Source organism: Novosphingobium sp. DS6-6 (genome assembly GCF_057784975.1).
The window spans coordinates 185240-207551 of record NZ_JBYNTS010000005.1; the positions used below are offsets into that span (position 1 = coordinate 185240).

Genomic DNA, 22312 nt, shown 5'->3' on the forward strand with positions numbered 1-22312 from the left:
CCTTGCCGGCACCGTTCCAACATCACCCTTCCAACACGCGCGCAGCGCCCCGGCAAAACCGCCTGAATTCCATCACTTAGCCCGCAGCCCCCGATCGCCGCGCTCGAGGCGCCCAGGCCACCGCCCGCAGCCCCGATCGGCCCGGCCGCCAGGCCGAAAACGCCAAAACTTTCGCCCGCCCTCCACCCCAAAACGGTGCTGCGCGCCTTGTCGGCAAGGCCACGATGCCTGGCGATCGAGCCACGGCGATATCCGGCCGCCAAAATATTCCGCGCGGCGCTACAGATCGGGCCGCGATCGGGCCTTTGCGCTGCCAGTTGCGCTTGCAACTGCGCTGCAACCACGATGCAACCAATAACATATTGATATACATAACGAAATATACACGGTTGCAGAGTTGCAGCGACACGCGCGCGCATGTGCATGTGTGTGCACGCGTATACGCACACGTGCGCATCGCGCGTGAGGAAGGCGCGCAACTGCGCAACTGGCAAAAATTGTTGTGAGAAAACAGGCGCTTGCCAGTTGCAACGCGGTTGCACGGCAGTTGCGCTTGCAACTGGCGCCCCCAGCCCGAATGCGTCGGCCAGATGGCGTGCCAATCTTTTCGCATGGTCAACGGGCCGGGGCAAGGGCAAAGCAAGAGGCAGGGCGCGAATCGCCACGCCATGCACTGCGCAGCGGGCCGGGGTGAGACAGAGCGAACGGCCACGCACCGCAGCGCCTGCGGCGCCGCTGCGGCCGTGCCCAGGCGCTTCCCGCGCCGGCAAGCCAAGCAACACACGCAGCGCTAGGCTGTTGAAATGCAGGCGATTGCGCACCGCACCAGCCCGCTCCGCGCGGGCTGGTGCTGCAATCGCGCGCAGGCTTGAGGCGGCTGCGATGCGCTCCGATCTAACCCTGTTGACACAATACAGTGGGACATAAAAACAGGACCTACAAAAGCCGCTCAAGATGCTCTCGCAACAGGTCGAAGAATGCACGGGTGCCTCACCCGCGCCGCCTAACCAACCAACGGCCGGCGCGCAGTGCCCAGCTGCGCGCCGGCCGCCTCGCATGCGCGGGCCGTCGTGGCCCGGCGCTGCGCCGCGCGGCAAGGCCAGGGGCGCGCCTAACATCACGCCACCGCCTCGCCGGTCTGCTCTGCCATCCACGCTGCCACGGCCTCGCGGCGGCACAGATCGGGCAATTCGGCTTCGTCCATCAAGTGATACAGCGGCACCAGCACCGCGCGAATCTTATGCCCGGCAAAGCTGATCGTCACCGAGGGGATCGCATGCTCGAGGCGCGCCAGCGTCTGCCGCCAGGTGCCCCCTTGCCAGCGCGATCCTGAAAAGATCGTGTCCAGCTGCCGGTGCGCATTGGCCACCGCCACGTATCCTGGCGCGGCATAGGGCATGAATGATTCCGCCCCCCATCGCCCATCGCCCTTGGCTTTGGGATTGACCACCTTGAGGCCCAGCTGCTCGAGGTACAGCCCCTTGTCCTCGCCCGCCACCGCCGCCATCGTGCTGGTCCGGCCCTGCAGCCAGCGCCCCAGCAATTCGGAAACCGCCTCCCGGCTGTCCCGCCCCCGCGGCTGCACCAGCTCGGTCATCAGCCGGTTGACGCACGCCTCCTCATCGCTGATCGCGTCGGAAACTTCGGCCAGGCGCTGCGGCGCGCACAGCGCGGTCCACTCGTGCACGTCCTCGTCGTCCGGCAGCTCGTTGTTGAGCAATACCCAGGCACAGGCCAGCAACGTGCCAAACTGGTCGCACGCGCGCCCGTCATGGCCCGCCGCCGCCAGCGCCTGGTGATAGGCGCTCTTGCATTGCGCCAGGATCGGCCAGGCATCGATCATCCGCCGGTGCAGCTGGCGGCCCAGGTCGGGAAAGTTATACCTGCCGAAATCCAGCATCGGCGTGCCCGCCCTGAAAGGCCGCAGGTTGAGTATCGCCAGGCGCGAAAGGTCGCTGCCCTCCATCGGCGGCATGTTGATCGAGCTGAACCAGAACGGCGATTGCAGCGTGAATTCATGCGCGCTGTGATCCTGCCCGCCGCGGTGCATCTTGTCCCCGCTCGATGCCACGCGCGCCAGCTCCACCACTTCGGTGATCTTGCGGTTGTCGCCGCTGGCCTCGGCCTCGTCGATCATCACCGGCACGGTCGAATTCTTAAGGCTCTGCCGAATCGCCGCCGCGCTGGTGTTGCCCGTGCGGAAAATCGCCTCGCCATACAGCTGGGCGATGATGCCCTGCCCTTCGTCCGGCCGACCGTTCAGTGTCGATTTGCCCGTGCCGCGCCCGCCCGTGATCCACACGTTGCTGCGCCAGGGCAGCGCCCCGCCGATGAAGCCCTGGCCGATCGCGCCTAGAAGCAGCACCGGGTCAAGCGCCGGCCGCCGCCAGTTCCAGGTGCGCAGCAACTCGGCGATCGTGATGGCTGCTGTCGGCGGCACGCTCTTGGGCCAGGGCCGGGGCAGCGGCATGCCCGCCGGATAGACAAACCGATCGTGCAGGCCCGTGCCATGCCAGGCCAGGGGTTTCAGGTCGCCATTCGCGCGCGGCTGCAACACGCCCAGCTCGTCGCCATAATGGATCACCAGCCCGCCGCCCGTCAGGCGATGCGCGCCCCGCCCGCGCAGCCGCCCGGCAGGGTCGAAGATCCCGCGCCGGCTGCATTCCATGATCATCGCGCGGCTCGCCCTGGCCTGGTCGAACCCCACGATGCGCGAAGGCTCCACTTCCACCCACTTGCCGCCGATCTGTTGCTTGACCGGCTTCGAATATTGCGGCCACTGGCTTTCCAGGAACCGCGCCTTGGCGCCGAAAAGATGAACCAGGTTGTTCTTGCCGTGCTTGTTGCCGGCCTCGAGCGACACGATTTCGCCGTTGGTGTTGAGGTAATAGCAACGCTGGCTGCCATCCAGCCCGCTCGAGGCCCCCAACGGCACCACCGGCGCGTCGAGCGGCCAGGCATTGTCGTCGTCGCCTTCGCCGTCCACGTCGGGCCGCTCGCCCTGGTCGACCAGCGCCGGCGCCGGCGTCGGATTGTCCAGCGCCGCGCCGATCGCCGCGATCGGGTCGTCATCCTGCGGCCGCGCGGTCACAGGCCCGCCTTCCGCAGGGTGCAATCCCCGCTGATGCAATCGCGGCTGAACCAGGTCGGCACCCGCGCGTCACAGCGCCAGCAGAATGCTTTGCCGTCCTCGCCCACCACGGGCAGCACGTGCAACTCGTCCGGCTCTGCCAGCGCATGCCACTGCGCGGCCCGGGCTTCCATCTCGCTGTGCCGGGGCAGGGGCAGCCGCGCCGCCGGCGCCGTCCGCTTGCGGGCAAGGGGTGCCTGGGCCGGTTCGGCAGGGGGTACAGCGGCCGGCCCAGGCTTGCCCACGACGGGGGACGGGAGGACCGCCACAGGCAATGGTGAATTGGTCCAGGATTGATCGGCATTCGCAGGGGTATCATCCCCGAAAGGACCCGTGGCGGCCCCGCTTGTTACTGCTGCTGCCGATCCTTCGCGGCCGCTCCTGGCGTCGACCGTTTCACTTCCCACCACGGGTAACTTGTCAGAGGGGCATGCCATGGCGCCGCCGATCGGCCCCACCACGATCTTGCCCCAAATCTCCACGCTTTGGCGGCGCCGCTGCCCCAGCCATGCCGGCGGCTGCATCGCCGCCCGCCGCGCGCTCGCGCGAAACCACATGCCCGCGCTCATGCCGCCCGCTCCCCGCCGGCCTGCGCCCGCGCCGCGTCGACCCATTCGTCGATGTCTTTGTAGGGCGCCGGCGGAAACACCAGGCGCACGTCCCCCACGCGCGATTGCTGCGCGGCCACCGCGCGCTCCAGCGTCGATATGGCCTGATCGTTGTCATCGCGATCGGCCACGATCACCAGGCGGCGCACATGGCGCGGAAAGACGATCGCCCCCATGTTGCCCAGGCTCACCCCGGCCACGATCCGATATTCCGGCCGTATTTCGCGAATGGCCAGGCACTTCTCGATGCCCTCGGCCATATAGACGGCCTCGTCCGCTGTCATCTTGGCCATGCTCTTGCCGCTCGCCCCTTTGCTGATCGGCACGAACCCGCCCCAGGCGCGGCCCAGCACCAGCTTGGGCTTGGGCACGTCCAGCTTGGTCCACCCCCGCCGCGCGCAGGGCTGCAGATAGGTGCGATGCACCGCCACCAGCGCGCCTGTCGGCAGATAGACCGGCGCCAGCATCGCCGGCTCCTTGCGCTTCGTGTCCTTCTGCCAGGCCACGTCGTATTTCAGCGCGCCGGGCCACCGCCCGCCCACCGGCCGCCGGCCGCGCCCGATCAGATAGGCTTCCGCCGGCGTGCCGGCGATGCCCCGGGCTTCGCGGTTGAGATAGATCCCGCGCGCTTGTTTGATCGCCTTGGCATGCGCCGCATTGGCCTCGGCTTGCCGCGCCGCGCGCATCTGCGCCAGGCGCCGGGCCCGGGCTTCCCGCTCTTCCGCGCTCACCGTGTTAACGCGACCGCCCCAGCCATCGTCGATCCCCAGCCATTCCTTAGCCAGGGCCACCGCCGCGCCCTTGCCGGCCAGGCCTTGCGTCTGCTCGATCAGGTCGAGCATGTCGCCGCCCACGTCGGCCGCGTAATCGCGCCACAGCCCTTGCTTCACGCCGCGCAGATTGACCACCAGCGATCCGCCCGGGCCGCCCTGCAGATCGCCGCAGGTATAATAATTGCCCTCTTCCCGCCCCCCGGGCAGGCACTGCCGCGCGATCGACAGCACATTGTCGCGCAGCTCCTGCTCGATCTCGGCCACGGTCCTGGGCGTGGCGCTCATTCGGCCACCTCCGCCGCATGCTGGCCTTCGATCGCGTCGGCCGTTTCCAGGATCGCCGCCGCCAGGCGCCGCGCCTCATCCGCGCGCAGATAATGCGATGGATTGATCATCGCGAGCCAGACATACCATTGCCCGCTGGCCCGATCGTGATACCCGGCCACAATCGGCGCTGCGCCAAGCCCCCGCGTCGCTTCGAGCGCGCCCGGCCGCTTGTCCCAGCTGTTTTCGCCCCCCGCGCTCATGGCTAGGCGGCGTCCGGACGATCAACGAAGAAATCATCGGCCGCCACCGCGCCGGACGTCAGGTTCATCAGCGCGCGAATATGCTCGGCGCGCGGGATGACGGCGCCTCGCTCCCATTGATGCCACGTGCGGCGCGCCACGTTCATGCGCCGCGCGGCGGCGGCCTGGGAAAGACCATGCTGCCGGCGCCAGTTGCGCAGCTTATAGGTTATCGTCTGGCTGCTCATGCTGCCTACGTAACTTCACAAGTTACGCTTGACAATTCCATGTAACTTAGAAGATCACTTTTTCCACAATGGGAACGCTTGTACTCTTCGTGGCAATGTCCGACATGCCCAACCGCGTTTTCGAGCTGCGCCGCGCTCGCGGCCTTTCCCAGCAAGCCTTGGCCAATCTTGCCGGCTGCTCCAAGATGCACATTTCCGGTGTGGAACGCGGCACCCGCGATTTCTCGTTTTCCCTCATGCGCCGCCTGGCCGAGGTTTTTGGCGTGCCGATCGCAGAGCTGTTGTCGCGCGACGATAATCCGGGCTTGCTTGCTCTCGAAGAAAAGCTGCTGCTGGAAACCTTCCGCGCTGCACCGAAAGACGATCAGGACAAGATATTGAAGGTCGCTGAAACCATCGCGCCGTTTCGCCCGGCCAATGACGATGATGGCCGCTATACGGCATAGCGGCCAATAGCATCTGCACGGCGAGGGGGCCGTTAAGCGATGACCGATCCTGTCAAATATGCGCTCGTTGCCGTTCACCTGCTTGCCAGCACGGCTACCCAGATTTTCCTGATCTTCTTTGATGGCGTGATCTATAACTGGTGGAACTGGATGATTATCGTTCCGGCTTCGCTTTTCCTTGGCGAGATTTGGCCGATCTATTGGCTCATCCTCCGCCCGCTTTCCCATTGATGCCGTGCACGGCGCCTAGGCCGCGTGCAAGGCCTGCCTATTGACGGCATGGGCAATGTAACTTTTTAGGTTACAATGCCGCTTGACAGGTAACATAGGAAGTTACAAAAAGGCCCCGTTGATCCCCAACGGAGGCCACCCATGCCATCGCGCGCATCCCGTCAGCCGGAAGACGATCCCGGCGCCACCACTGTCAATCTCTGGTTTATCCGGCGTGAGCTGGGCCAGCACCACTACAGCGATCGCCGCATGGTGGCCTATGTCACCCAGCTGATCGAACAGCACGCCTTTCCCCGGCCGCTGCCCGCCATGTGCAAGGGCGGCGCGCTCACCAGCGCGGTCACCGCGTCCAGCACCTGGCCCCGCGCCGCGGTAGAGGCCTGGATCGAAGACTGGCTTCCCCCCGATGCCGCCGCCGCCCTCGATCGCAAGGCCCTGGCCGCCGCCGCCGCCAGCATGGACGCCAACGCGCACAACCTGCGCCTGATCACCGGGGGCCGGGCATGAGCGAGGCTTCCCACCCGTACAGCCCGGAAATGCTGGCGCTCCGCTCCGATCTCAACGATGTCCTCATGCGATTCATGTCAGATCGCGAAAGTGCCGGCGCTGACTTCGTTGAAGCGGCCGTAGATGCGTCAGCCATTTTTGGCGAACTTCTCTCTATGGTGCTGGGCAGCATCCAAAGCTCCGAACAGCGCCTCTACGTAACCGGCAAATTCGTCGAGCATTTGCCGCAGGCGGTCTCCCGTGCGCACCAGCGGGCGCTTGTTGCTCAGCAAGGCACCGTCCAATGATCCGCCGCCTGATCCACGCCGCCGATCGCGCGATGCTCGCGGCCGATCGCCTCCCCGCCGTGGTGCTGATCCTGGCGCTCTACCTGGCCATGGAAATGGTGGGTCAGCTGCTCATGGCGGCGCTCGCCAGCGGTGCATTGGGCTGATGCCCCGCCGCCCCACCCCCGATCGCCGCGAAATCGTGCCGCCGTTCCGGCTGATAGAGCGGCACCAGGCCGTCGCCCTGGCCGCCACCACCTGGCACCGGCGCCTGCCGCTCAGCCAGTGCGATCGGTTCAGCTATGGCCCGCCCGGGCGCCACGGCGGCCATGCCACCAAGGCCAGCTTGCGCGGCCACACCGGCGGCCGCGTCCTCTTCCACGTTCTCTGCGATCCCCTCCCGCCATCGGCGATTTGACGCCTCAAGAGAAACACAGATGACCCAGCTTCCCCTATCCGCAACACAGGCCGGATCGAGCCCTTCGGGCGCGGATACGGGGCAGGGCACCGGGGCGGCCACCCCATCCACGCAGCTCGACCAGGCCGCCCCGGTGTTTCATGGCCCGGTGCTTCATGGCCCGGTGCTTCATGGCCCGGTGTTTCATACGCAAGGCGATCATATCCCCGTCGCCGCGATGGAAGCCATACTGGCCGAACGCCATCGCCAGATCCACCGCTTCGGCCACACGCTCGAAAACGATCGCAAGCTGCCCCTGGCGCATTTCGCCCGCCAGCTCGCCCGCGCCGGCCTGCGCGTCACCGAAGATATCCAGTTCAACAAGCCCGCCTTGGCCCGCCGCAACGCCACCGTGCTCGCCGCGCTCGCCATGGCCCTGATCGACCGCATCGACGCGGAATTTCCCGGAGAGTGAAGCCATGAGCGCTGAAAAGCCCTACGTCCATTTTCAAGAACCTGATCCCGATATCGCTCCTACGCAATATACCTGCTCGAGCTACAGGGGCCATCACATCTGCCCCACGTCACAACTGGCCGTCTGCACCCATGGCGCAAACGTCCGCTTAGTCCTGCTTTGCGAACGCGCCGGGATCTATGTCGATCACACGCCCCTGGGCGCGCGCCAGCTGGCCGAGCATTTGATGCGCGCGGCCGAACACTTGGAAGCCGAACAGGCAACCCAAGCGCAGGCCATGCTTGCCGCCACTCTCGCCACGCGAAAGGGCCGGTGATGGAACGCGGCCTCAACCACCCCCAGCGCGAACTATACCTGCGCCTCGCCGCCTCGCGTGAGATCGACGATCCCGCCTATACCGAGGATTACCCCCTCGATTGGCCCGACGCGCCCCTGCCGCCCTCCGCGCGCCACGATCCCGATGACGGGCTCGCCCAGCTCACCCCCGCCGATCGCCGCGCCATGCGCATCGCCGCCGCCTGGCTGCTCGCCGGCGCCTGGCTGCTCGCCGGCGCCAGCATATGCGCCTTCCTCACATTTAGCCTTCTGCGCTGACTGTCTTTCCCACCAGCCAACCAAAGGAGTTATCCATGGCTGACCAGCAGACCGATCCTTGGATCGGGAAATACGTCGTTGTCCGCACCCGTGACGCGGGCGTGCACGCCGGCGTGCTCAAATCCCGCGACGGCCGGGAGTGCGAGCTGACTGAAAGCCGCCGGCTCTGGTACTGGAAGGTCGCCGATAACGGCGCTTTCCTGTCCGGCGTCGCAACCCAGGGGCTTGATCACAAGGCCAGCAAAGTCGGCGCACCGATCGACATCGTACTCACCGAAAACTGCGAGATCATCGCCTGTTCGGAAAAGGCTGCGCAGTCGATCGCGCAGGCTCCGACTTATGAGCCCCGCTGATGCGGCAGCCGGAGCTAACCAGTCCGGCGACGGCTCCGGCTACGGCGACGGCTCCGGCTACGGCGACGGCTACGGCGACGGCTACGGCTACGGCGACGGCTCCGGCTACGGCGACGGCGACGGCTCCGGCTACGGCGACGGCGACGGCTCCGGCTACGGCGACGGCGACGGCTCCGGCTGAGCCGTCTTGGAACCCTGGGGCGTCGCCCCAGGGTTCAACCCTCCGGACGATTCTCATGACAGATCAACACCACCCGCGCCGCATCCAGCGGTCAAGGCGCAAGGGCGCGCGCTTGCCCGATGACGCCGTCTATGTCGGCCGGCCCACCATGTGGGGCAATCCTTTTGCCTATCGCCACTGGGGCCACGCCAAGTCGACCATTCTGCATCAGCGATGGCTTGCCGGGGAAATCGGCGCGCTCACGCTTGAACGCATGAACTTCTCGCCCGCAGAGATCGACGCGCTCAGCCGCCTGCGCGAGCGCGTTTTGCTCAATCTGCATACTCTTGCTGGCCGCGATCTTGCGTGCTGGTGCCCTGGCAACAGCGCATGGTGCCATGCCCAGACCTTGATCGATCTGGCGGCTATCCATGCCGAATACGATCGGCATGCCGCATGACCGCCAATCGCTCCACCGCCGTCATGGCCCGCCGGATCGAGCCGCCAGACTCGCTCGATTATTTCCCCACGCAGCCCTGGGCCACGCGCGCGCTCTGCGAATTCCTTGTCGCCCAGGGCGAGCCGCTGGAAATCCAGCGCGCATGGGATCCGTGCTGCGGCGAAAACCACATGGTCCTGCCGATGCGCGAATACTTCGCCCAGGTCTATGCCACCGACGTGTTCCGCTACAACCAGGATCACGCGATCTACGATTTCCTTGACGATCACGCGCCCCTGCCGGTGCACGATCCCGACTGGATTTTCCTCAATCCCCCATTCAACGCCGGCGTGCGCTTTATCGAGCGTGCCCAGCGCCTGGCGCGCCGCGGCGTCGTGGCCATCGCCCGCACGGCTTTCGATGAAGGCGGCGATCGCCATGATCGCCTCTTTGCCCCCGATCGCGCGCCCACCTGGCAGATCGCTTTCAGCGAACGCATCGTCATGCTCAAGGGCCGCCTGATCAGGAACGGCGCTCCCGATCCGTTCAATCTTGACGAGGCCGGCCAGCCCCGCCGCGCCAGCAGCGCCACCGCCTACAGCGCGTTCATCTGGCGCCCCGGCCAGCACGACACGCGCAAGCGCTGGATCGGCCCCGGCACCCGCGAACGGCTCGAGCGCGCGGCTGACTATCCCGATTATTCCCACCTTTTCCCCGCAGAGAAAGGACCGCTGCTGTGAACAGACTTCAAGATTTTGCGACGACCGCCATCGCTTTCACAATCGTATTTGGCGGATTCTTCGCGCTGATCGCGGCACTGATCGCCGGCAGCTATTACATGCAACGGTATCAGTGCAGCCAGCGCTGGCCCGATTTCGAAACGCGCTACACGTGGCTGGTCAAGTGCCAGGTCAAACAGCACGGCCACTGGATACCGGAAAACCGCATCCGCGTGACCGACCTGGGGGACAGCCAATGACCGGCATCCACATCCCCGCCACCATCGACGTCCTGGCCGAGATCCGCAACGAACGTGCCCGCCAGGCCGAACAGAAGGGCTATGACCTGGCCCACGACGATCGACAGCATCATGGCGCATTAGCCCATGCCGCCAGCACCTACGCGATTTACGCCGGACTTCCCGAACCATACCGCGAAGACGCGAAAGCGTTCGGGCCGGATCATTTTGGCGCCAGCATGTTGTGGCCGTGGGCGGACAGCTTTTTCAAGCTTACCACGCCCCGCCGCGACCTGATCAAGGCCGCCGCCCTGATCGTGGCCGAAATCGAGCGCATCGATCGCGCCCGCGCAGCCGCGCAGCCCGAATCTGCAGATGGGCCCAGCGCATGACCCGCGCCGGCCACAACAGCGGCGAGGCCTATGACAATCGCCTGAAACTCCTGGTCGAGCGCGTCGAGCGCCTCGAAGAGGAAAAGAAGGGCATCGCCGACGATATCCGCGACGTCTATTCCGAGGCCAAGGCCGTCGGCTATGACGCCAAGATCATGCGCCGCATCGTCGCCCTGCGCAAGATGGACCCCGAGGCGCGCCGCGAAATGGAAGCGGTGCTCGATGTCTACAAATCCGCCGTTGGGCTCGAATGATGGCCAGCGCCGCCACACGCACGCGCGACGAGGCGCAAGGCTGGCTGGCCGATGCCATCGCCCACGCGCCCGAAATCCGCGCCGCCCGTATCCTGCGCAAGCGCCGCCTCAACCGCCGCTGCGCCGTGATTCGCCAGCTACTCGCCGCGCGCACCCGCGAAATCGCCATGCTCCAGCGCGAGCTGGCCACGCTCGAGGCCGAACTGGAAACGCTCTAGTCAGGAAAGGATTGCCGCATGGCAACGCAGACCGCCACCCCGCCAGCAGCCGCCCCGATCGCCGTCAAACCAGGCACCCCGGTTGCCCGCGGCCCGCAGTTGGGCGCGCCGCCCAGCCTTGAACAGGTTCCCGTCGATCGCCTGCAGGTCGATTCGACCTATCAACGCGCCACCGATAGCGCGGCGTCGCGCCAACTCATTAATGGCATGATCAAGGCTTGGGACTGGACGCTATGCCAGCCCATCGTGGTCAGCCGCCGCGCCGATGGCACGCTCTGGGTGCTTGATGGCCAGCATCGCGTTGCTGGCGCCAAGGCGCGCGGCGACGTGCCCTATCTGCCCTGCGTGATCCTCTCCAGCCTCGATCACCAGGCCGAAGCCAAGACGTTCGTGGGTCTCAACACGCGTCGCCAACGCCTCACCCAGGGCCAGATATTCCACGGCCAGCTCGCCGCCGGCGATCCCACCGCGCGCCTCGTGCAGCAGCTGCTCGACGATGCCGGTTGGCGGGTCCGCACGATGAACAACACCGCGAGCTTTAAAGCTGGCGATCTCGAATGCGCGCCCATGCTGGTGCGCGCCGTCCAGCTTCAGGGCGAAAGCACGGTGCGCTTTGCGCTCAACGTCCTGCGCGCGGCCTATCCCGATGTTCCGGTCAGGCCCTCGGCCACATTGCTCAAGGCGCTGTTCGAACTGTTCGATTTCGTCGGCCAGGGCGAAGGCGATCTCGGCGCCGATGCCATTATCGCCACCATCGGCGCAAAGAAGCCCGACGATTGGGTCGTGGCCGGCCACCTGGTGCGCGATCGCAATCCGCACCTGTCGCATATCAACGCCGTGGCCACTTCGCTGCGCATGGCCGTGCTGGGCAAGCCTCTGCCGCTGGCCCCTTTGGCCGCGTCCCGACCGCCGGCCGTCACCGTATCGCATATGCCCCCTCCGGTTCCGGCGCACCCCGCGCAGCCGGCTTCCGTGTCCGCGAACGCCCCGGTGTTCGGATCCAGCGGCAAGGGCTGGTGCGATCAGTGCGAGGCACTGCGCACTGTCGATCAGGCCAACAGGTGCACCGATCGCTTCTGCAAGCTTCGCCCCGCATGATCGCCCCCCATCCACCCAGCACCCGCTATCCCGCGGTCACCATCGATCAGGTGATCGCCGAGATCGATCGCGAGGCGCAGTCCCGCCAGCGCGCCTATCCCGGCATGATCGCCAAGCTGCGCTTGACGGCCGAGGCCGCCGCCATGGAACAGCGCCTGTGCGAGGCATGGGCGGCCGACGCGCGCCGCTGGCGCGATTGGCATGCCACCTTGCCGCTCGCCCCCATGGCCTGGCAGGTGCGCACCCTGGGCTTCACCTGGGCCGATCGCCGCGCCGGCCTCGCGCGCGAGCTCGATCGCCGCGCCCGGCTCTATCCCAGGTGGATCGCCGCCGGCACGCTCGATCCCGTCGCCGCCCGCCAACAGACCGATCGCCTCGCCGTCATGGCCGATATCTACGACGAAGGGTTCGATTGGCATGATACCTTCGCCCGCCGCCCGCCGTTTGGCACCGGTTTGAGCCGCGATCCGCTCGACGAAGCCGAAGCCGAAACCCGCAGCCAATGGTGGGATCACGTCCACCACGTCCACACCGCCCGCGCCGGCGGCCAACCGCAGGAGCAACTTGCGCTATGAATAACTTATTTTCGATCACATCACGCAAAAGCCCGAACGGCCTTGACTTGTCGGATTTTCACATCACCGAAAGCGGCGATGGCACCATTGGCGTCATATGCGGCTCGATGTGGATCGAGATTCCGCAGGAAGCGCACGCCCCACTGATCGACATCCTGCGCGAGCGTCAGCCCCAGCAAGAAAAGCCCGGCAATCCGCCCGAACACGATTGGCATTGCGGCAACGGCCACCTGCGCGATCAATGGCTGTTCACCGTTATCGAGCGAAACCCTCTCGTCGCCGCATCGACCCAGGCTTTGGACGAGCTCGAAGATATCGCCAACAAGGCCGGCCCATCAATCTGCCAGATCGCGGTCTCACGCTGGCGCGACGCGCGCGATCTCACCGACGACGAAATCCCTTTCTAACCCCGCGTAGCATTAAGAAGGCAAACCTATGAGTGAGGTAATTGTTACAGTAAGCGGTCCTGTTGGAAGCGGAAAATCGGCAGTTTATCTTGAGATCATGGTGGCACTAAAGGCCATCGGGATTGAGGTCGTTCATGCCGATCCGTCTGCCATTCGATCTGAAATAGCAATGGGCTTCGGAGACACGCATGGCGCGTTTGAGATGTACAAGCCTCGCGTCACGATGGCCGAAGTCAACCTTAAAGAGGCAGACCGATGATCTCTCTGCATTGCCGCAAGTGCAAGCGGTCGGTTGAATTTCAGAGAGCAAGCTTTCCCGACGTGCCAGATTGGGTCTCCCGTATCGAGCACGACAAGTGCAACCTCTGTGATGATGGAGATTTCAGCGCAGAGCACTGGATCGCGAGCGACGGTAGCGAACCAGACCCGCTGTATGGACCTGAGGCACCCCACGACCAATAACCACCCCCAATTGACCGCCGCCCCCGTTCCGAGTCATAACGCTCCCGGCGCCGGCCTCTGCCGGCCCATGGTCGCATAAGGATGACCGTCCCGATGGACAACGATACCCAACGCAATCTGTTCGCCGCCGCTGTCGATGCCCTGGGCGGCCACCGCAGCGCCGCCCGCGCGATCGGCGTCACCGAAAAATCCGTCATGCGCTGGATCAAGGGCGAACGCCGCCTGCATGACGATGTGCTGGAAAAGATGTGCCGCGTCCTGATCGCCCACGCCGATCACTGCCGCGCGCTCGAGCGCCAGTTGCACCCCGCTTTCGCCACCAACCGCAGCCCCCAGCAGGAAAAGCCGCCGCTCCACGCCGGCCCGCCCAGACGCACGCCCGAACAGGCCGCCGCGCTCGCCGCCGCCAGGCGCAAGCTGGGCCTCGTGCTCGGCACGCCCGCTGCCCCGGAAAGGGACTGACCATGGCGCAGATCCGCATCCCCTGCCTTGTCGGCAGGACCAACCAGGCCGGCATCACAAGCTGGTACTGGCAGCCCTCAGCCACCCTCGCCAAGGCCGGGTGGAAGCCCGTCAGCCTGGGCAAGGATCGCACGGCCGCCATGGCCGCGGCCGAACGCCGCAACGATGAAGTGGCGGCCTGGAAATCGGGCGGCGCCCGCCCGCGCGACGTGAAGAAGCGGGAGAAGGCCGGCACGTTCGGCCACCTGCTTGATCGCTACGAGAAAGAGTTTCTCGACGCCAAGAACGACCGCGGCGACTACATCATCGCCCGATCGACGGCGCGCACCTATCGCACTGCGCTCAAGCGGCTCAAGGCCTGGGCGGGAGATTTCCCCCTGGCCTATATCACTCCGGCGCGCGTCAAGGCCCTGCGCAAAGCCATGACCGCGCCTGAAAGCAAGGGCGGCATCGGCCACCACGCCGCGCACAGCACGCTGAAACAAGGCCGCCAGGTCTTTGCCTTCGCCGAAAGCGAGGATCTGATCGCCAAGGGCAGCAATCCTTTCGTCGCCTTCGGCCTGGCCGCGCCGCCCCCGCGCGATATCATCTGGTCGCCCGCCGCGCGCGAATGCATGATCATGACGGCCTATGAGATGGGTATGCCTTCGATGGCCCTGGCGATCATGCTGGGCTTTGCCACCGGCCAGCGCGAGGCCGATTACCTCGCCATGACGCACCGCCACTATGCGGCGATTCCAGAGCACAAGATGCAGCCGGAAGACTATGCCACCTTGGCCGCCCTGGCGCCCGACGGCGTGGTGCGCGGCCTGCGCGTCAAGCAGCAGAAAACCGGAGCCTGGGTAGAGGTTCCCGTCACCGGCCTTGTCCGCTGGGCGATCGAAAGCAACATCGAAACGGCGCGCCAGCTGTCCAGCACCATGATCGTGCTCGATGATACCCGCCACGAACCCGACAAGCCGGCCGCCACCTTCAAGGGCGCCGCCGGGCAGACGCGGTTCCAGCGCGATTTCGCCGACGTGCGCGATTGGGCCGTCGCCCAGGCGGAATATGACCAGGATGCCGACCTGGCCGAAGAGATCGCCACCCTGCAATACCGCGATCTGCGCCGCACATGCGTGGTCTACCTGGGCGAGCTGGGGCTCGACGCCCACCTGATCGCCGGCATCACCGGCCACGATATCGACGATACCCAACGCATCCTGAAAACCTACATGCCCCGCACCACGGGCAGGGCCGCCCGCGCGATCGCGCTGGCCACCGCCCGTCAGGCCCAGGATGCCGACCGCAAGGAGCAAAGCGCGTGACGCCTTCGACAACCGGCAACTATAAGCAAGCAGCTGCAGCAGAACTCGCCATTGCAATTGGCCATTTGAATGCAGCTCTGCATCTATGGTCTCCGGGTACAAAATTGTCCCCCGCAGAGGAACAGCACGACTATGAGGTGCAAGCCTGGCACCGCTTCCAAGATTTGGTCACGTCGATCGAAAATTTTTCCCGCGAAGAAGGTCCAGGTGCGTGACTATCACCGCCTTACTTCAATCGACGCTAGCCGCGCCCGAATGACGACCGCCGCCCTGCGCGCCGCGATCGAGAAGCTGGAAGAAGAGCCTTCCAACAATCGTTCCAACAATGGAGCTTATTGACACGTTATAGGCGCGAAAAACCGCAGAAATCCGTCAAAAGCTAACATTGGGAAGCTGCTGCTCTACCATTGAGCTACACCCGCTTGGGCCAGCGGCGCTTGCCACAGGGGCGGTGGGTGGTCAATTGTCTAGTTTGGCTGCTTCGCCAGTTCGGGCAATGTTTGCGGAGTGAGGACCTGGGGCAGTTTGACCGGTGCCGCAGCGCCCGGAACATACCACAGGTACAACGGCACGCCTGCCGCGCCCTGGGCGGTCAGAAACGCGGTAATGGCCGGATCGGCGCGCGTCCAGTCGCCGATGATCACGCGCACCCCGGCCTTGGCAAAGGCCTCGGCGGTTGCCGCGCGGTCGATCGCCACGCTTTCGTTGACTTTGCAGGAAAGGCACCAGTCGGCCGTGAAATAGAGGAAGACAGGCTTGCCGCTGGCCCGCGCGCGGTCGAGCGCGGCCTGGCTGAACGGCGCGGTACCCGGCAGTGCCGTGTGTCGGCTTGCCGGGTTGCCGGCGAGACGCGGCGCGCCGGCCAGCGCGGCCACGAGCAGCGCGACGGTGACCGGCGCCAGCCAGGTGATCACGCCGCGGCCGCGCCGACGCTGCCGCTCGTACCGGGCCAGCGCCAGCAGCAGCACGATGGCAAGAGCGAGCGCGGCGCCGGCAAGGCCCCATCCCCCCTGGCGCCAGGCGAGCCATAGCAGCGCCGCGACAGTGAGCCCCATCGGCACGGCCATCGCGCGGCGAAAGCGCTCCATCCAGGGGCCGGGGCGCGGCAGCAGGCGGCGCAGGGGCGGGACCAACGCGATCGCCACGAACGGCAGGGCAAGGCCCAGGCCCAACGCGGCAAATACCGCCAACCCGGCCAGCGGCGGCAGCACCAGCGCGGCGCCCATGGCTGCGGCCATGAACGGCCCCGTGCAGGGCGTTGCCACGAATGCGGCCAGAAGGCCGGTGCCGAATGCGCCGCCGACCGTTCCCACGCTTGCGCCGCCGCGCGACACCGAAAGCCCCGGCAATTCGTAAAGCCCGGCGAAATTGGCGGTGATCGCCGTTGCCAGCAGAACCAGCAGGGCAACGACACTGGGGTCCTGCAGTTGAAACGCCCACCCCACCTGCGTGCCGCCGGCGCGCAAGGCGAGCAGAACGGCGCCCAGGCCCAGGCAGGCCAAGATGACGCCAGCCCCGTAGGCAAGCCCTTCGGCACGGGCGTGACGGCCGTTGCCGCGCGCCAGGGCCATGGCCTTGAGACTGAGGATCGGGAAAACGCAGGGCATCACGTTCAGAATCAACCCGCCGACGAGCGCGCCCAGCATGGCCAGGGCCAGCATTCGCCAGGAAAACGGCGCGGGCGTGGCCGTCGCCAGCGGTGTTCCTCCCTGCGGCACGGCCCCCGGCATGGCGGTGATCGCCAGGCCGCCCGCGCCCGGCCCCAGCGCCAGCACGCCGGATATTGTTTGCGGATGTTCGGCGATGATCCCCTTGGCGCGGACCATTTCGACGATCAACCAGTCTCCCTTGCGGCGGAAGGCCTGCGCAGCGCCATAGTTGACCAGGCCCTGCCCGGCGATGAAGAAATGCGGATCGTGCAGCGACGCGCTCGCCGGATAGGGAATGGCGAGGGCCAGACCCGTCGCTGTTGCTTCGAACCGGCCGGGCCGGTCCAGCGGTGCCGGCAGGGCGGCGCGCCAGGCAGCAAAGCGGGGGTCCTGGGCACCACGCCCCACGGTGATCGTGCCCATCAGGCTGGCCCGCTCGGGCACGCAGATCTGGTCCGTGCAGGCAAGCCACCGCGCCTGCGCCGCGATCGGCAGCGTGCTGCCCACTTTGGCATCGCCCGGCAGAGTAACCGGCACCAGCACGGCATAGGCCTGCTCGTAGACATGATTCATCAGGCCCTGCACGATCAGCGTCCGGGGCACGGGAAACTGCAGGCTGCCCGCTGCGGCCCCCTTGGGCAGGGCCCAGTCGAGCGACAGCGGCAGGCCGGCATCGCCCGGGTTGCTCCAATAGCCGTGCCACCCGGACGCCGGCTCCATCAGCACGGCCATGGTTACCGTCTGACCGGGCAGGGCAGGGCCTTCGGCCAGCAGGGTGGCCCTGATGTGCGGGGTTTGCTGCGCACGCGCGACGGGCATGGCCAGTGCCAGCGGCATCAGCCACAAGACTGCAACAATCGCGCGCGATGGCAGGGCCGGATGCGCAAGGGCATCAGCCAGGCTTTTCCATAACCGCTGCAACAGGGGCACAGGTTCTCCGTTTCCGGCGCAAAGGACAGGTCGCTTGCCCCCGCGATGTACGGCACATGGCCGGCGCCGTCCAGAATGCCTTGGCACAGAAGGCATTTCGGGCGAATACCCCAACGGGGTATGGACAAGGCGCCGGCAATCCTTTGAGGTGACAGCATGCGAAAGTTTACGGCGTTTCCCGCTACGTTTCTGGCCCTTGCCGCCGCCTCGATCGGGGCGCCTGCCCAGGCCGCGCCTGAAAAGCCAGCAGCATCGGCCACGGGCCCTGCCGCGCCCGCAGTGGCGCCGCCCCGCCTGGTGATCGCGTTGGCGATCGACCAGTTTTCCGCCGATCTCTTTGCCCAGTATCGCAGCCACTTCACCGGTGGTCTGGCGCGCCTGGCCAGTGGCGCGGTCTTCCCGGCCGGTTTCCAGAGCCACGCGGCCACCGAAACCTGCCCGGGCCATTCCACCCTGCTGACCGGCGTCCACCCCGCACGCACCGGCATTATCGCCAATACCTGGATCGATCAGTCCGTCGCCCGCGCCAAGAAGGAAGTCTATTGCGCCGAGGACGAGACCAAAGCGGCGGCCGATCCCAGGGATTATGTCGCCAGCGTCAAGCACCTGCTTGTGCCCACGCTGGGCGAGCGCATGAAACAGCAGTGGCCCGGCGCGCGCAACGTGGCCGTTTCGGGCAAGGATCGCGCGGCGCTGATGATGGGCGGCCATGCGATCGACCAGGTATGGTGGTGGAAAGGCAAGGGCTTCGTGACGCTCGACGGGCGCCCCGGCCTTCCTGCCGTGGCAGAGGAGAATGCCGCCGTTTCCCGCCTTCTTGCCAAGGGCGCGCCGGCTTTGCCTTTGCCGGCCTTCTGCGCTGCGCGTGAAGGCGCGATAACGGCCGGCAGCGCCACGGTCGGCACCGGCCATTTCGCCCTTGCCCCCGGTGATGCCAATGCCTTCCGCGCGTCTCCCCGGCTCGATCGCGCCACGCTCGATCTGGCACTCAAGCTGGTCGATGCGATGAAACTGGGCCAGGGTCCTGCGCCCGACATGCTGTCCGTCAGCCTTTCCGCCACCGACTATGTCGGCCACGGCGCCGGCACCGAAGGACCGGAAATGTGCATCCAGCTCGCCACGGTGGACCGAGACCTGGGGACGTTCCTTGCCGCGCTCGATGCGCGCGGGATCGATTACGGCGTGGTCCTGACCGCCGATCACGGCGGGTTCGATTTGCCCGAGCGACTGAACCGCCAGGCCCTGCCCCAGGCCGCCCGGGCCGATGCCGCGCTGCTGCCCAAGGCCTTGAGCGAAGCGGTTGCGGCGCGCCTCAACCGGCCCGCGCAGGGGCTGATCCTGAGCGACGGCGTGGCCGGCGATTTCTGGGTCAAGGCCGATCTGCCCGACGCCGACAAGGCGGCAGTGGTCGAAACCGCGCGGGCCGTCCTCATGGCGCATCCTCAGGTTGCCGCCGTGTTCACCGCGCAGGAACTGGACGCGGCCCCCATGCCCAGCGGATCGCCCGAAACCTGGACATTGCTGCAGCGTGCCCGCGCCGCCTTCTATCGCCCGCTTTCGGGGGATTTCGTGGTCATGCTCAAGCGCGGGATCGTGGCCGTGCCCCAGCCGGGGCCGGGTTATGTCGCCACCCATGGCTCGCCCTGGGATTACGACCGCCGCGTGCCGATCCTGTTCTGGCGCAAGGGTATGGCCGGCTTTGAACAGCCGTCACCGGTGGAAACGGTGGACATTGCCCCCACGCTTTCGGCATGGATCGATCTGCCGGTGCCGCAAGGCGCCTATGACGGTCGTTGCCTCGATCTCGATGCGGGGCCGGGCAGCACCTGCGGAGTGAAATGATGCGCGATCTGGCGGTGGAACAGGCCCTTGCGGCCGATGTGGTGATCCTGGGCGGCGGTCTTGTCGGCATGACGCTGGCAATCGGTCTTGCCAAACAGGGCCTGTCGAGCATGGTGGCCGATTCCTCCGATCCGGCGGCGCAAACGGCGCAGGGCTTCGATGGACGTGCCTCGGCCATTTCCACGGCCAGCTGGAATCTCTACACCAACCTCGGCATGGCAGAGGCGCTGGCCCCCAAAGGCTGCCCGATCGATGCCATCGCGGTGACGGACGGCCTGAAGCCCGGCCGAATCGATTTCCGCCCACGCGCCGAAGACGGATCGCTCGGCCGCATGTATGCCAACCGCGATCTGCGCATCGCCATGTACGAAGCGGCTGCGCGCGAAAGCCTGATCACGTTCCTGCCCAGGGCGCAGGTCGTCTCGCGCGAGCGGGGCGATCACGGCGTCGCGGTGACGCTGGCCGACGGCCGCGTGCTGAGGGGCAGCCTGCTCGTCGCCGCCGAGGGACGCCGCAGCCCCACGCGCGACGAGGCCGGGTTCACGCCCGCGCGCTGGGGCTATGGCCACCGCGCCATCATCGCCGGGCTGACGCACGCACGATCCCATGAGAACACCGCTTGGGAAATCTTCTATCCCGCCGGGCCCTTTGCGCTGCTCCCCCTGCTTGACGAACCCGACGGCACCCATCGCAGCGCGCTTGTCTGGACCGTTGCCGAACGGGATGCAGCAGGCGTGCTGGCCATGGGTGACGTCGCGTTCGTGGCCGAAGTGGAAAAGCGCATGGGCGGCATGTTCGGCAGGATCGCGCTCAATGGCCCGCGCTCATCCTATCCGCTCGATTTCCACCACACCGCGCGGATCGTCGATCACCGGCTGGCTTTGGTCGGCGATGCCGCCCATGGCGTGCACCCCATTGCCGGCCAGGGCCTCAACGTGGGCCTGCGCGACGTGGCCGCGCTGGTGGAAGTTCTGGCGGAAGGCGCGCGGCTGGGGCTGGAGCCGGGCGACGCCCAGCTCCTTGCCCGCTACGAACGCTGGCGCGCGGCCGATACGTTCATGGTCGCCGCCGCCACCGATGCGCTCACCCGCCTGTTCGGCCTGCCCGGCCGCCTGCCCAGCATGGCGCGCCGGCTGGGCATGGCCGGCGTCCAGCGGCTCCCCGCGCTCAAGCGCTGGTTCATGGACGAGGCACGCGGTGTCAACGGCAAGCTTCCCGATCTGCTCAAGGCCTGATGCCTCTGCCTTTTGACTGGGGCGGCACGGTAACGCCTCCGCATCCGATATATCCCTTAAGCGTTGTCCCTTATCCGGCCCATAAAATCAAAGGCCAAAAACATCAGGATTTCCGGGCTTTTCCACGCCGTGTTTTCCCGGCGCTTTCCTGTTCCGATTGTGTTCTACGCTCGAATTTGAGCATTGCGGCCTTGCTCATACCCTTCTGCTCGATGCCCTTGGCGTAGTGCTCGACCATCTGGAACGTCTGCCCAGTGATCGATGCGACTTCGGCAACAGTGCATCCTGCCATCAGGAGCGAATTGACGGCATTCTTGCGCAGGCCGTGCGGCACTGTCTGGTTGCCAAGCTCTTTCGTGAAGGCTTGCAAGTGCCGGCGCAGGCGTTGCGTGCGCAGCGGCTTCCCGTTCTCGTCGGCAAGAATTGTCAGACCGCGCTTTGGGGTGCGCTGTAATTCGGTGGCCAGTCGGGAATGCAACGGCACGTGAAGCCGCTTCCCCGTCTTCTCCTGGCGAACCTCGATCGCACCTTCGGTGATATGATTCCAGCGCATTCCACAAACGTCCCCGATGCGCTGGCCGGTGAAGTAGAGCAAATGGACAGCGAGGCGCACCGTGTCGTCGTCGGATGCAAGGCCAGCGTGAAGCGTCGCTTCCGGCCAGGGCTGGTGAGTTCCAATCTTCTCCCGCTCGATATCGGCCGTGGGACGAAGCTCGGTCTTGCCGCGCCGACGCGCCCAGGCATACAGCGCGGTAATCGAGCTCAAGAAGGCGTTGGTTGTGGCCGGGGGATAGTGTTCCGCCTCGATCGCGGCGCGCACGTCTGCGGGGTGAAGGTCGTTGACGGGAAATTCGCCAAGAACGCTGGCGGCCTTGGCGAGCTGGATGCGGTAAAGCTGTTGCGATGCCGCCGCCAGCTTGGCGAAGTCCGCACCGTCAAGATACTCTTGGATCAACGCTGCAACGCTAAAGGCAGTCGCTGAACGCTTCGCGCGCACTGCCTTATGCGAAGCGTAGCTATCCCAGAAACCTACGCTGTACGGCTTCGGGAGCGGCGCATAGACGGGTTTCCCGTTCTTCGTCTGGCCGGTGTTGAAATAGGCGTACCACTGGCCGCGGGCCTTCACAAATTTGACGTGTTCAAGCGGGGCGGGCTTGCGGCTCATGCCGAAAGCCCGGCTCGCTGGTGGAGCTTTTGCCGGTAGGCTGGCATCGCCGCATCGCCGGTAAGCACGTCCAGGGCCTTATCCAGCGCGGCCTTGCGCCAATGCTCCCGCCCGCCAAAGCTCACGCCGATCGGCAACCGGCCCGCTGCGACTTCCCGCTCGAAGGCAGGTTCGGACAGATCGCAGTATTCGGCGGCCGTCTTCCGTGTCATCATTTCGGGCCAG

At 66.2% G+C, this 22312-nt stretch carries 35 protein-coding genes; 27 read left to right on the forward strand and 8 right to left on the reverse strand.

Annotated features, from left to right (window positions below):
- Window positions 1–1117: 1117 nt before the first annotated feature.
- The 5 genes from AC3EDY_RS08205 to AC3EDY_RS08225 are packed head-to-tail and all read right to left on the reverse strand — an operon-like array spanning window position 1118 to window position 5265.
- Window positions 1118–3091 carry a hypothetical protein gene (locus AC3EDY_RS08205; RefSeq protein WP_488571996.1) on the reverse strand — a complete coding sequence of 658 codons (1974 nt, stop codon included), beginning with the start codon at window positions 3089–3091 and terminating at the stop codon, window positions 1118–1120.
- Window positions 3088–3699, reverse strand: coding sequence for a hypothetical protein (locus tag AC3EDY_RS08210; RefSeq protein WP_488571997.1), 612 nt, complete (start codon window positions 3697–3699; stop codon window positions 3088–3090). Before AC3EDY_RS08210 ends, AC3EDY_RS08205 begins: the two co-directional genes overlap by 4 nt.
- On the reverse strand, window positions 3696–4796 hold the full coding sequence (locus AC3EDY_RS08215) for a DUF7146 domain-containing protein (protein WP_488571998.1): 1101 nt from the start codon (window positions 4794–4796) through the stop codon (window positions 3696–3698). The genes AC3EDY_RS08210 and AC3EDY_RS08215 overlap by 4 nt, the downstream gene beginning before the upstream one ends.
- Window positions 4793–5038 (reverse strand): hypothetical protein, encoded by a 246-nt coding sequence (locus tag AC3EDY_RS08220; protein ID WP_488571999.1) that lies wholly within the window; start codon window positions 5036–5038, stop codon window positions 4793–4795. The genes AC3EDY_RS08215 and AC3EDY_RS08220 overlap by 4 nt, the downstream gene beginning before the upstream one ends.
- A 2-nt stretch (window positions 5039–5040) precedes the next feature.
- The gene (locus tag AC3EDY_RS08225) at window positions 5041–5265 is read right to left on the reverse strand and encodes a helix-turn-helix domain-containing protein (RefSeq protein WP_488572000.1); all 225 of its coding nucleotides are present in this window, start codon (window positions 5263–5265) and stop codon (window positions 5041–5043) included.
- A gap of 104 nt (window positions 5266–5369) precedes the next feature.
- Between AC3EDY_RS08225 and AC3EDY_RS08230 the strand changes: the two genes are divergently transcribed.
- The 25 genes from AC3EDY_RS08230 (at window position 5370) to AC3EDY_RS08350 (ending at window position 15605) form a co-directional block, all read left to right on the forward strand.
- Complete coding sequence (locus AC3EDY_RS08230) at window positions 5370–5711, forward strand: helix-turn-helix transcriptional regulator (RefSeq protein WP_488572108.1); 342 nt, start codon at window positions 5370–5372, stop codon at window positions 5709–5711.
- Between the two features lie 39 nt (window positions 5712–5750).
- Window positions 5751–5942, forward strand: a complete 192-nt coding sequence (locus AC3EDY_RS08235) for a hypothetical protein (RefSeq protein WP_488572001.1) — start codon at window positions 5751–5753, stop codon at window positions 5940–5942.
- A 141-nt stretch (window positions 5943–6083) separates the two neighbouring features.
- Complete coding sequence (locus AC3EDY_RS08240) at window positions 6084–6449, forward strand: hypothetical protein (RefSeq protein ID WP_488572002.1); 366 nt, start codon at window positions 6084–6086, stop codon at window positions 6447–6449.
- The gene (locus AC3EDY_RS08245; RefSeq protein WP_488572003.1) at window positions 6446–6736 is read left to right on the forward strand and encodes a hypothetical protein; all 291 of its coding nucleotides are present in this window, start codon (window positions 6446–6448) and stop codon (window positions 6734–6736) included. Before AC3EDY_RS08240 ends, AC3EDY_RS08245 begins: the two co-directional genes overlap by 4 nt.
- Window positions 6733–6882, forward strand: coding sequence for a hypothetical protein (locus AC3EDY_RS08250; protein ID WP_488572004.1), 150 nt, complete (start codon window positions 6733–6735; stop codon window positions 6880–6882). Before AC3EDY_RS08245 ends, AC3EDY_RS08250 begins: the two co-directional genes overlap by 4 nt.
- Window positions 6882–7133 (forward strand): hypothetical protein, encoded by a 252-nt coding sequence (locus AC3EDY_RS08255; RefSeq protein WP_488572005.1) that lies wholly within the window; start codon window positions 6882–6884, stop codon window positions 7131–7133. Before AC3EDY_RS08250 ends, AC3EDY_RS08255 begins: the two co-directional genes overlap by 1 nt.
- Before the next feature lie 19 nt (window positions 7134–7152).
- Window positions 7153–7587 (forward strand): hypothetical protein, encoded by a 435-nt coding sequence (locus AC3EDY_RS08260; RefSeq protein WP_488572006.1) that lies wholly within the window; start codon window positions 7153–7155, stop codon window positions 7585–7587.
- Window positions 7588–7591: 4 nt separating this feature from the next.
- Window positions 7592–7903, forward strand: a complete 312-nt coding sequence (locus AC3EDY_RS08265) for a hypothetical protein (protein WP_488572007.1) — start codon at window positions 7592–7594, stop codon at window positions 7901–7903.
- Complete coding sequence (locus AC3EDY_RS08270; protein ID WP_488572008.1) at window positions 7900–8181, forward strand: hypothetical protein; 282 nt, start codon at window positions 7900–7902, stop codon at window positions 8179–8181. The genes AC3EDY_RS08265 and AC3EDY_RS08270 overlap by 4 nt, the downstream gene beginning before the upstream one ends.
- A 35-nt stretch (window positions 8182–8216) precedes the next feature.
- The gene (locus AC3EDY_RS08275) at window positions 8217–8534 is read left to right on the forward strand and encodes a DUF6948 domain-containing protein (RefSeq protein WP_488572009.1); all 318 of its coding nucleotides are present in this window, start codon (window positions 8217–8219) and stop codon (window positions 8532–8534) included.
- Window positions 8521–8715 (forward strand): hypothetical protein, encoded by a 195-nt coding sequence (locus AC3EDY_RS08280; RefSeq protein ID WP_488572010.1) that lies wholly within the window; start codon window positions 8521–8523, stop codon window positions 8713–8715. Before AC3EDY_RS08275 ends, AC3EDY_RS08280 begins: the two co-directional genes overlap by 14 nt.
- A gap of 55 nt (window positions 8716–8770) precedes the next feature.
- On the forward strand, window positions 8771–9154 hold the full coding sequence (locus AC3EDY_RS08285; RefSeq protein WP_488572011.1) for a DUF4326 domain-containing protein: 384 nt from the start codon (window positions 8771–8773) through the stop codon (window positions 9152–9154).
- Window positions 9151–9873: a hypothetical protein gene (locus AC3EDY_RS08290; protein ID WP_488572012.1), complete on the forward strand. Its 723-nt coding sequence runs from the start codon at window positions 9151–9153 to the stop codon at window positions 9871–9873. The genes AC3EDY_RS08285 and AC3EDY_RS08290 overlap by 4 nt, the downstream gene beginning before the upstream one ends.
- Window positions 9870–10112 (forward strand): hypothetical protein, encoded by a 243-nt coding sequence (locus AC3EDY_RS08295; protein WP_488572013.1) that lies wholly within the window; start codon window positions 9870–9872, stop codon window positions 10110–10112. Before AC3EDY_RS08290 ends, AC3EDY_RS08295 begins: the two co-directional genes overlap by 4 nt.
- Entirely contained in the window at window positions 10109–10483 is a 375-nt protein-coding gene (locus AC3EDY_RS08300) for a hypothetical protein (RefSeq protein ID WP_488572014.1), read from the forward strand. Before AC3EDY_RS08295 ends, AC3EDY_RS08300 begins: the two co-directional genes overlap by 4 nt.
- Window positions 10480–10737: a DUF2312 domain-containing protein gene (locus AC3EDY_RS08305; protein ID WP_488572015.1), complete on the forward strand. Its 258-nt coding sequence runs from the start codon at window positions 10480–10482 to the stop codon at window positions 10735–10737. Before AC3EDY_RS08300 ends, AC3EDY_RS08305 begins: the two co-directional genes overlap by 4 nt.
- A complete protein-coding gene (locus tag AC3EDY_RS08310; protein ID WP_488572016.1) occupies window positions 10734–10955 on the forward strand; it encodes a hypothetical protein in 222 nt (73 codons plus the stop codon). Before AC3EDY_RS08305 ends, AC3EDY_RS08310 begins: the two co-directional genes overlap by 4 nt.
- 18 nt (window positions 10956–10973) lie before the next feature.
- Window positions 10974–12053, forward strand: a complete 1080-nt coding sequence (locus AC3EDY_RS08315; protein WP_488572017.1) for a hypothetical protein — start codon at window positions 10974–10976, stop codon at window positions 12051–12053.
- Window positions 12050–12628, forward strand: a complete 579-nt coding sequence (locus AC3EDY_RS08320) for a hypothetical protein (RefSeq protein WP_488572018.1) — start codon at window positions 12050–12052, stop codon at window positions 12626–12628. Before AC3EDY_RS08315 ends, AC3EDY_RS08320 begins: the two co-directional genes overlap by 4 nt.
- A gap of 47 nt (window positions 12629–12675) precedes the next feature.
- Window positions 12676–13035 carry a hypothetical protein gene (locus AC3EDY_RS08325; RefSeq protein WP_488572019.1) on the forward strand — a complete coding sequence of 120 codons (360 nt, stop codon included), beginning with the start codon at window positions 12676–12678 and terminating at the stop codon, window positions 13033–13035.
- A 28-nt stretch (window positions 13036–13063) separates the two neighbouring features.
- Window positions 13064–13294: a P-loop NTPase family protein gene (locus AC3EDY_RS08330; RefSeq protein ID WP_488572020.1), complete on the forward strand. Its 231-nt coding sequence runs from the start codon at window positions 13064–13066 to the stop codon at window positions 13292–13294.
- Window positions 13295–13590: 296 nt separating this feature from the next.
- A complete protein-coding gene (locus AC3EDY_RS08335; RefSeq protein WP_488572021.1) occupies window positions 13591–13959 on the forward strand; it encodes a helix-turn-helix domain-containing protein in 369 nt (122 codons plus the stop codon).
- Between the two features lie 2 nt (window positions 13960–13961).
- The gene (locus AC3EDY_RS08340) at window positions 13962–15266 is read left to right on the forward strand and encodes a hypothetical protein (protein WP_488572022.1); all 1305 of its coding nucleotides are present in this window, start codon (window positions 13962–13964) and stop codon (window positions 15264–15266) included.
- The gene (locus AC3EDY_RS08345; RefSeq protein WP_488572023.1) at window positions 15263–15481 is read left to right on the forward strand and encodes a hypothetical protein; all 219 of its coding nucleotides are present in this window, start codon (window positions 15263–15265) and stop codon (window positions 15479–15481) included. The genes AC3EDY_RS08340 and AC3EDY_RS08345 overlap by 4 nt, the downstream gene beginning before the upstream one ends.
- A complete protein-coding gene (locus AC3EDY_RS08350; RefSeq protein WP_488572024.1) occupies window positions 15474–15605 on the forward strand; it encodes a hypothetical protein in 132 nt (43 codons plus the stop codon). The genes AC3EDY_RS08345 and AC3EDY_RS08350 overlap by 8 nt, the downstream gene beginning before the upstream one ends.
- Before the next feature lie 128 nt (window positions 15606–15733).
- Here AC3EDY_RS08350 and AC3EDY_RS08355 read toward each other — a convergent pair whose 3' ends face one another.
- Complete coding sequence (locus AC3EDY_RS08355; RefSeq protein ID WP_488572025.1) at window positions 15734–17752, reverse strand: protein-disulfide reductase DsbD family protein; 2019 nt, start codon at window positions 17750–17752, stop codon at window positions 15734–15736.
- Between the two features lie 249 nt (window positions 17753–18001).
- Here AC3EDY_RS08355 and AC3EDY_RS08360 point away from each other — a divergent pair, with 249 nt between their 5' ends.
- Complete coding sequence (locus AC3EDY_RS08360; RefSeq protein ID WP_488572026.1) at window positions 18002–19687, forward strand: alkaline phosphatase family protein; 1686 nt, start codon at window positions 18002–18004, stop codon at window positions 19685–19687.
- The gene (locus AC3EDY_RS08365) at window positions 19687–20922 is read left to right on the forward strand and encodes a UbiH/UbiF/VisC/COQ6 family ubiquinone biosynthesis hydroxylase (RefSeq protein ID WP_488572109.1); all 1236 of its coding nucleotides are present in this window, start codon (window positions 19687–19689) and stop codon (window positions 20920–20922) included. The genes AC3EDY_RS08360 and AC3EDY_RS08365 overlap by 1 nt, the downstream gene beginning before the upstream one ends.
- Before the next feature lie 103 nt (window positions 20923–21025).
- Here the strand turns inward: AC3EDY_RS08365 and AC3EDY_RS08370 are convergent, their stop codons facing one another.
- Both AC3EDY_RS08370 and AC3EDY_RS08375 read right to left on the reverse strand, forming a co-directional pair.
- Window positions 21026–22087: a site-specific integrase gene (locus AC3EDY_RS08370; protein ID WP_488572027.1), complete on the reverse strand. Its 1062-nt coding sequence runs from the start codon at window positions 22085–22087 to the stop codon at window positions 21026–21028.
- Window positions 22084–22302, reverse strand: a complete 219-nt coding sequence (locus AC3EDY_RS08375) for a hypothetical protein (RefSeq protein WP_488572028.1) — start codon at window positions 22300–22302, stop codon at window positions 22084–22086. The genes AC3EDY_RS08370 and AC3EDY_RS08375 overlap by 4 nt, the downstream gene beginning before the upstream one ends.
- Window positions 22303–22312: the final 10 nt, after the last annotated feature.

Coding starts and splice junctions, on each gene's coding strand:
- AC3EDY_RS08300 (WP_488572014.1), top strand. CDS start 10,109: ATGACCGGCATCCACATCCCCGCCACCATCGACGTCCTGGCCGAGATC.
- AC3EDY_RS08250 (WP_488572004.1), top strand. CDS start 6,733: ATGATCCGCCGCCTGATCCACGCCGCCGATCGCGCGATGCTCGCGGCC.
- AC3EDY_RS08340 (WP_488572022.1), top strand. CDS start 13,962: ATGGCGCAGATCCGCATCCCCTGCCTTGTCGGCAGGACCAACCAGGCC.
- AC3EDY_RS08320 (WP_488572018.1), top strand. CDS start 12,050: ATGATCGCCCCCCATCCACCCAGCACCCGCTATCCCGCGGTCACCATC.
- AC3EDY_RS08335 (WP_488572021.1), top strand. CDS start 13,591: ATGGACAACGATACCCAACGCAATCTGTTCGCCGCCGCTGTCGATGCC.
- AC3EDY_RS08355 (WP_488572025.1), bottom strand. CDS start 17,752: ATGCCGCTGGCACTGGCCATGCCCGTCGCGCGTGCGCAGCAAACCCCG.
- AC3EDY_RS08330 (WP_488572020.1), top strand. CDS start 13,064: ATGAGTGAGGTAATTGTTACAGTAAGCGGTCCTGTTGGAAGCGGAAAA.
- AC3EDY_RS08215 (WP_488571998.1), bottom strand. CDS start 4,796: ATGAGCGCCACGCCCAGGACCGTGGCCGAGATCGAGCAGGAGCTGCGC.
- AC3EDY_RS08305 (WP_488572015.1), top strand. CDS start 10,480: ATGACCCGCGCCGGCCACAACAGCGGCGAGGCCTATGACAATCGCCTG.
- AC3EDY_RS08285 (WP_488572011.1), top strand. CDS start 8,771: ATGACAGATCAACACCACCCGCGCCGCATCCAGCGGTCAAGGCGCAAG.
- AC3EDY_RS08365 (WP_488572109.1), top strand. CDS start 19,687: ATGCGCGATCTGGCGGTGGAACAGGCCCTTGCGGCCGATGTGGTGATC.
- AC3EDY_RS08240 (WP_488572002.1), top strand. CDS start 6,084: ATGCCATCGCGCGCATCCCGTCAGCCGGAAGACGATCCCGGCGCCACC.
- AC3EDY_RS08315 (WP_488572017.1), top strand. CDS start 10,974: ATGGCAACGCAGACCGCCACCCCGCCAGCAGCCGCCCCGATCGCCGTC.
- AC3EDY_RS08280 (WP_488572010.1), top strand. CDS start 8,521: ATGAGCCCCGCTGATGCGGCAGCCGGAGCTAACCAGTCCGGCGACGGC.
- AC3EDY_RS08375 (WP_488572028.1), bottom strand. CDS start 22,302: ATGATGACACGGAAGACGGCCGCCGAATACTGCGATCTGTCCGAACCT.
- AC3EDY_RS08310 (WP_488572016.1), top strand. CDS start 10,734: ATGATGGCCAGCGCCGCCACACGCACGCGCGACGAGGCGCAAGGCTGG.
- AC3EDY_RS08225 (WP_488572000.1), bottom strand. CDS start 5,265: ATGAGCAGCCAGACGATAACCTATAAGCTGCGCAACTGGCGCCGGCAG.
- AC3EDY_RS08275 (WP_488572009.1), top strand. CDS start 8,217: ATGGCTGACCAGCAGACCGATCCTTGGATCGGGAAATACGTCGTTGTC.
- AC3EDY_RS08370 (WP_488572027.1), bottom strand. CDS start 22,087: ATGAGCCGCAAGCCCGCCCCGCTTGAACACGTCAAATTTGTGAAGGCC.
- AC3EDY_RS08265 (WP_488572007.1), top strand. CDS start 7,592: ATGAGCGCTGAAAAGCCCTACGTCCATTTTCAAGAACCTGATCCCGAT.
- AC3EDY_RS08235 (WP_488572001.1), top strand. CDS start 5,751: ATGACCGATCCTGTCAAATATGCGCTCGTTGCCGTTCACCTGCTTGCC.
- AC3EDY_RS08245 (WP_488572003.1), top strand. CDS start 6,446: ATGAGCGAGGCTTCCCACCCGTACAGCCCGGAAATGCTGGCGCTCCGC.
- AC3EDY_RS08230 (WP_488572108.1), top strand. CDS start 5,370: ATGCCCAACCGCGTTTTCGAGCTGCGCCGCGCTCGCGGCCTTTCCCAG.
- AC3EDY_RS08210 (WP_488571997.1), bottom strand. CDS start 3,699: ATGAGCGCGGGCATGTGGTTTCGCGCGAGCGCGCGGCGGGCGGCGATG.
- AC3EDY_RS08290 (WP_488572012.1), top strand. CDS start 9,151: ATGACCGCCAATCGCTCCACCGCCGTCATGGCCCGCCGGATCGAGCCG.
- AC3EDY_RS08260 (WP_488572006.1), top strand. CDS start 7,153: ATGACCCAGCTTCCCCTATCCGCAACACAGGCCGGATCGAGCCCTTCG.
- AC3EDY_RS08220 (WP_488571999.1), bottom strand. CDS start 5,038: ATGAGCGCGGGGGGCGAAAACAGCTGGGACAAGCGGCCGGGCGCGCTC.
- AC3EDY_RS08255 (WP_488572005.1), top strand. CDS start 6,882: ATGCCCCGCCGCCCCACCCCCGATCGCCGCGAAATCGTGCCGCCGTTC.
- AC3EDY_RS08360 (WP_488572026.1), top strand. CDS start 18,002: ATGCGAAAGTTTACGGCGTTTCCCGCTACGTTTCTGGCCCTTGCCGCC.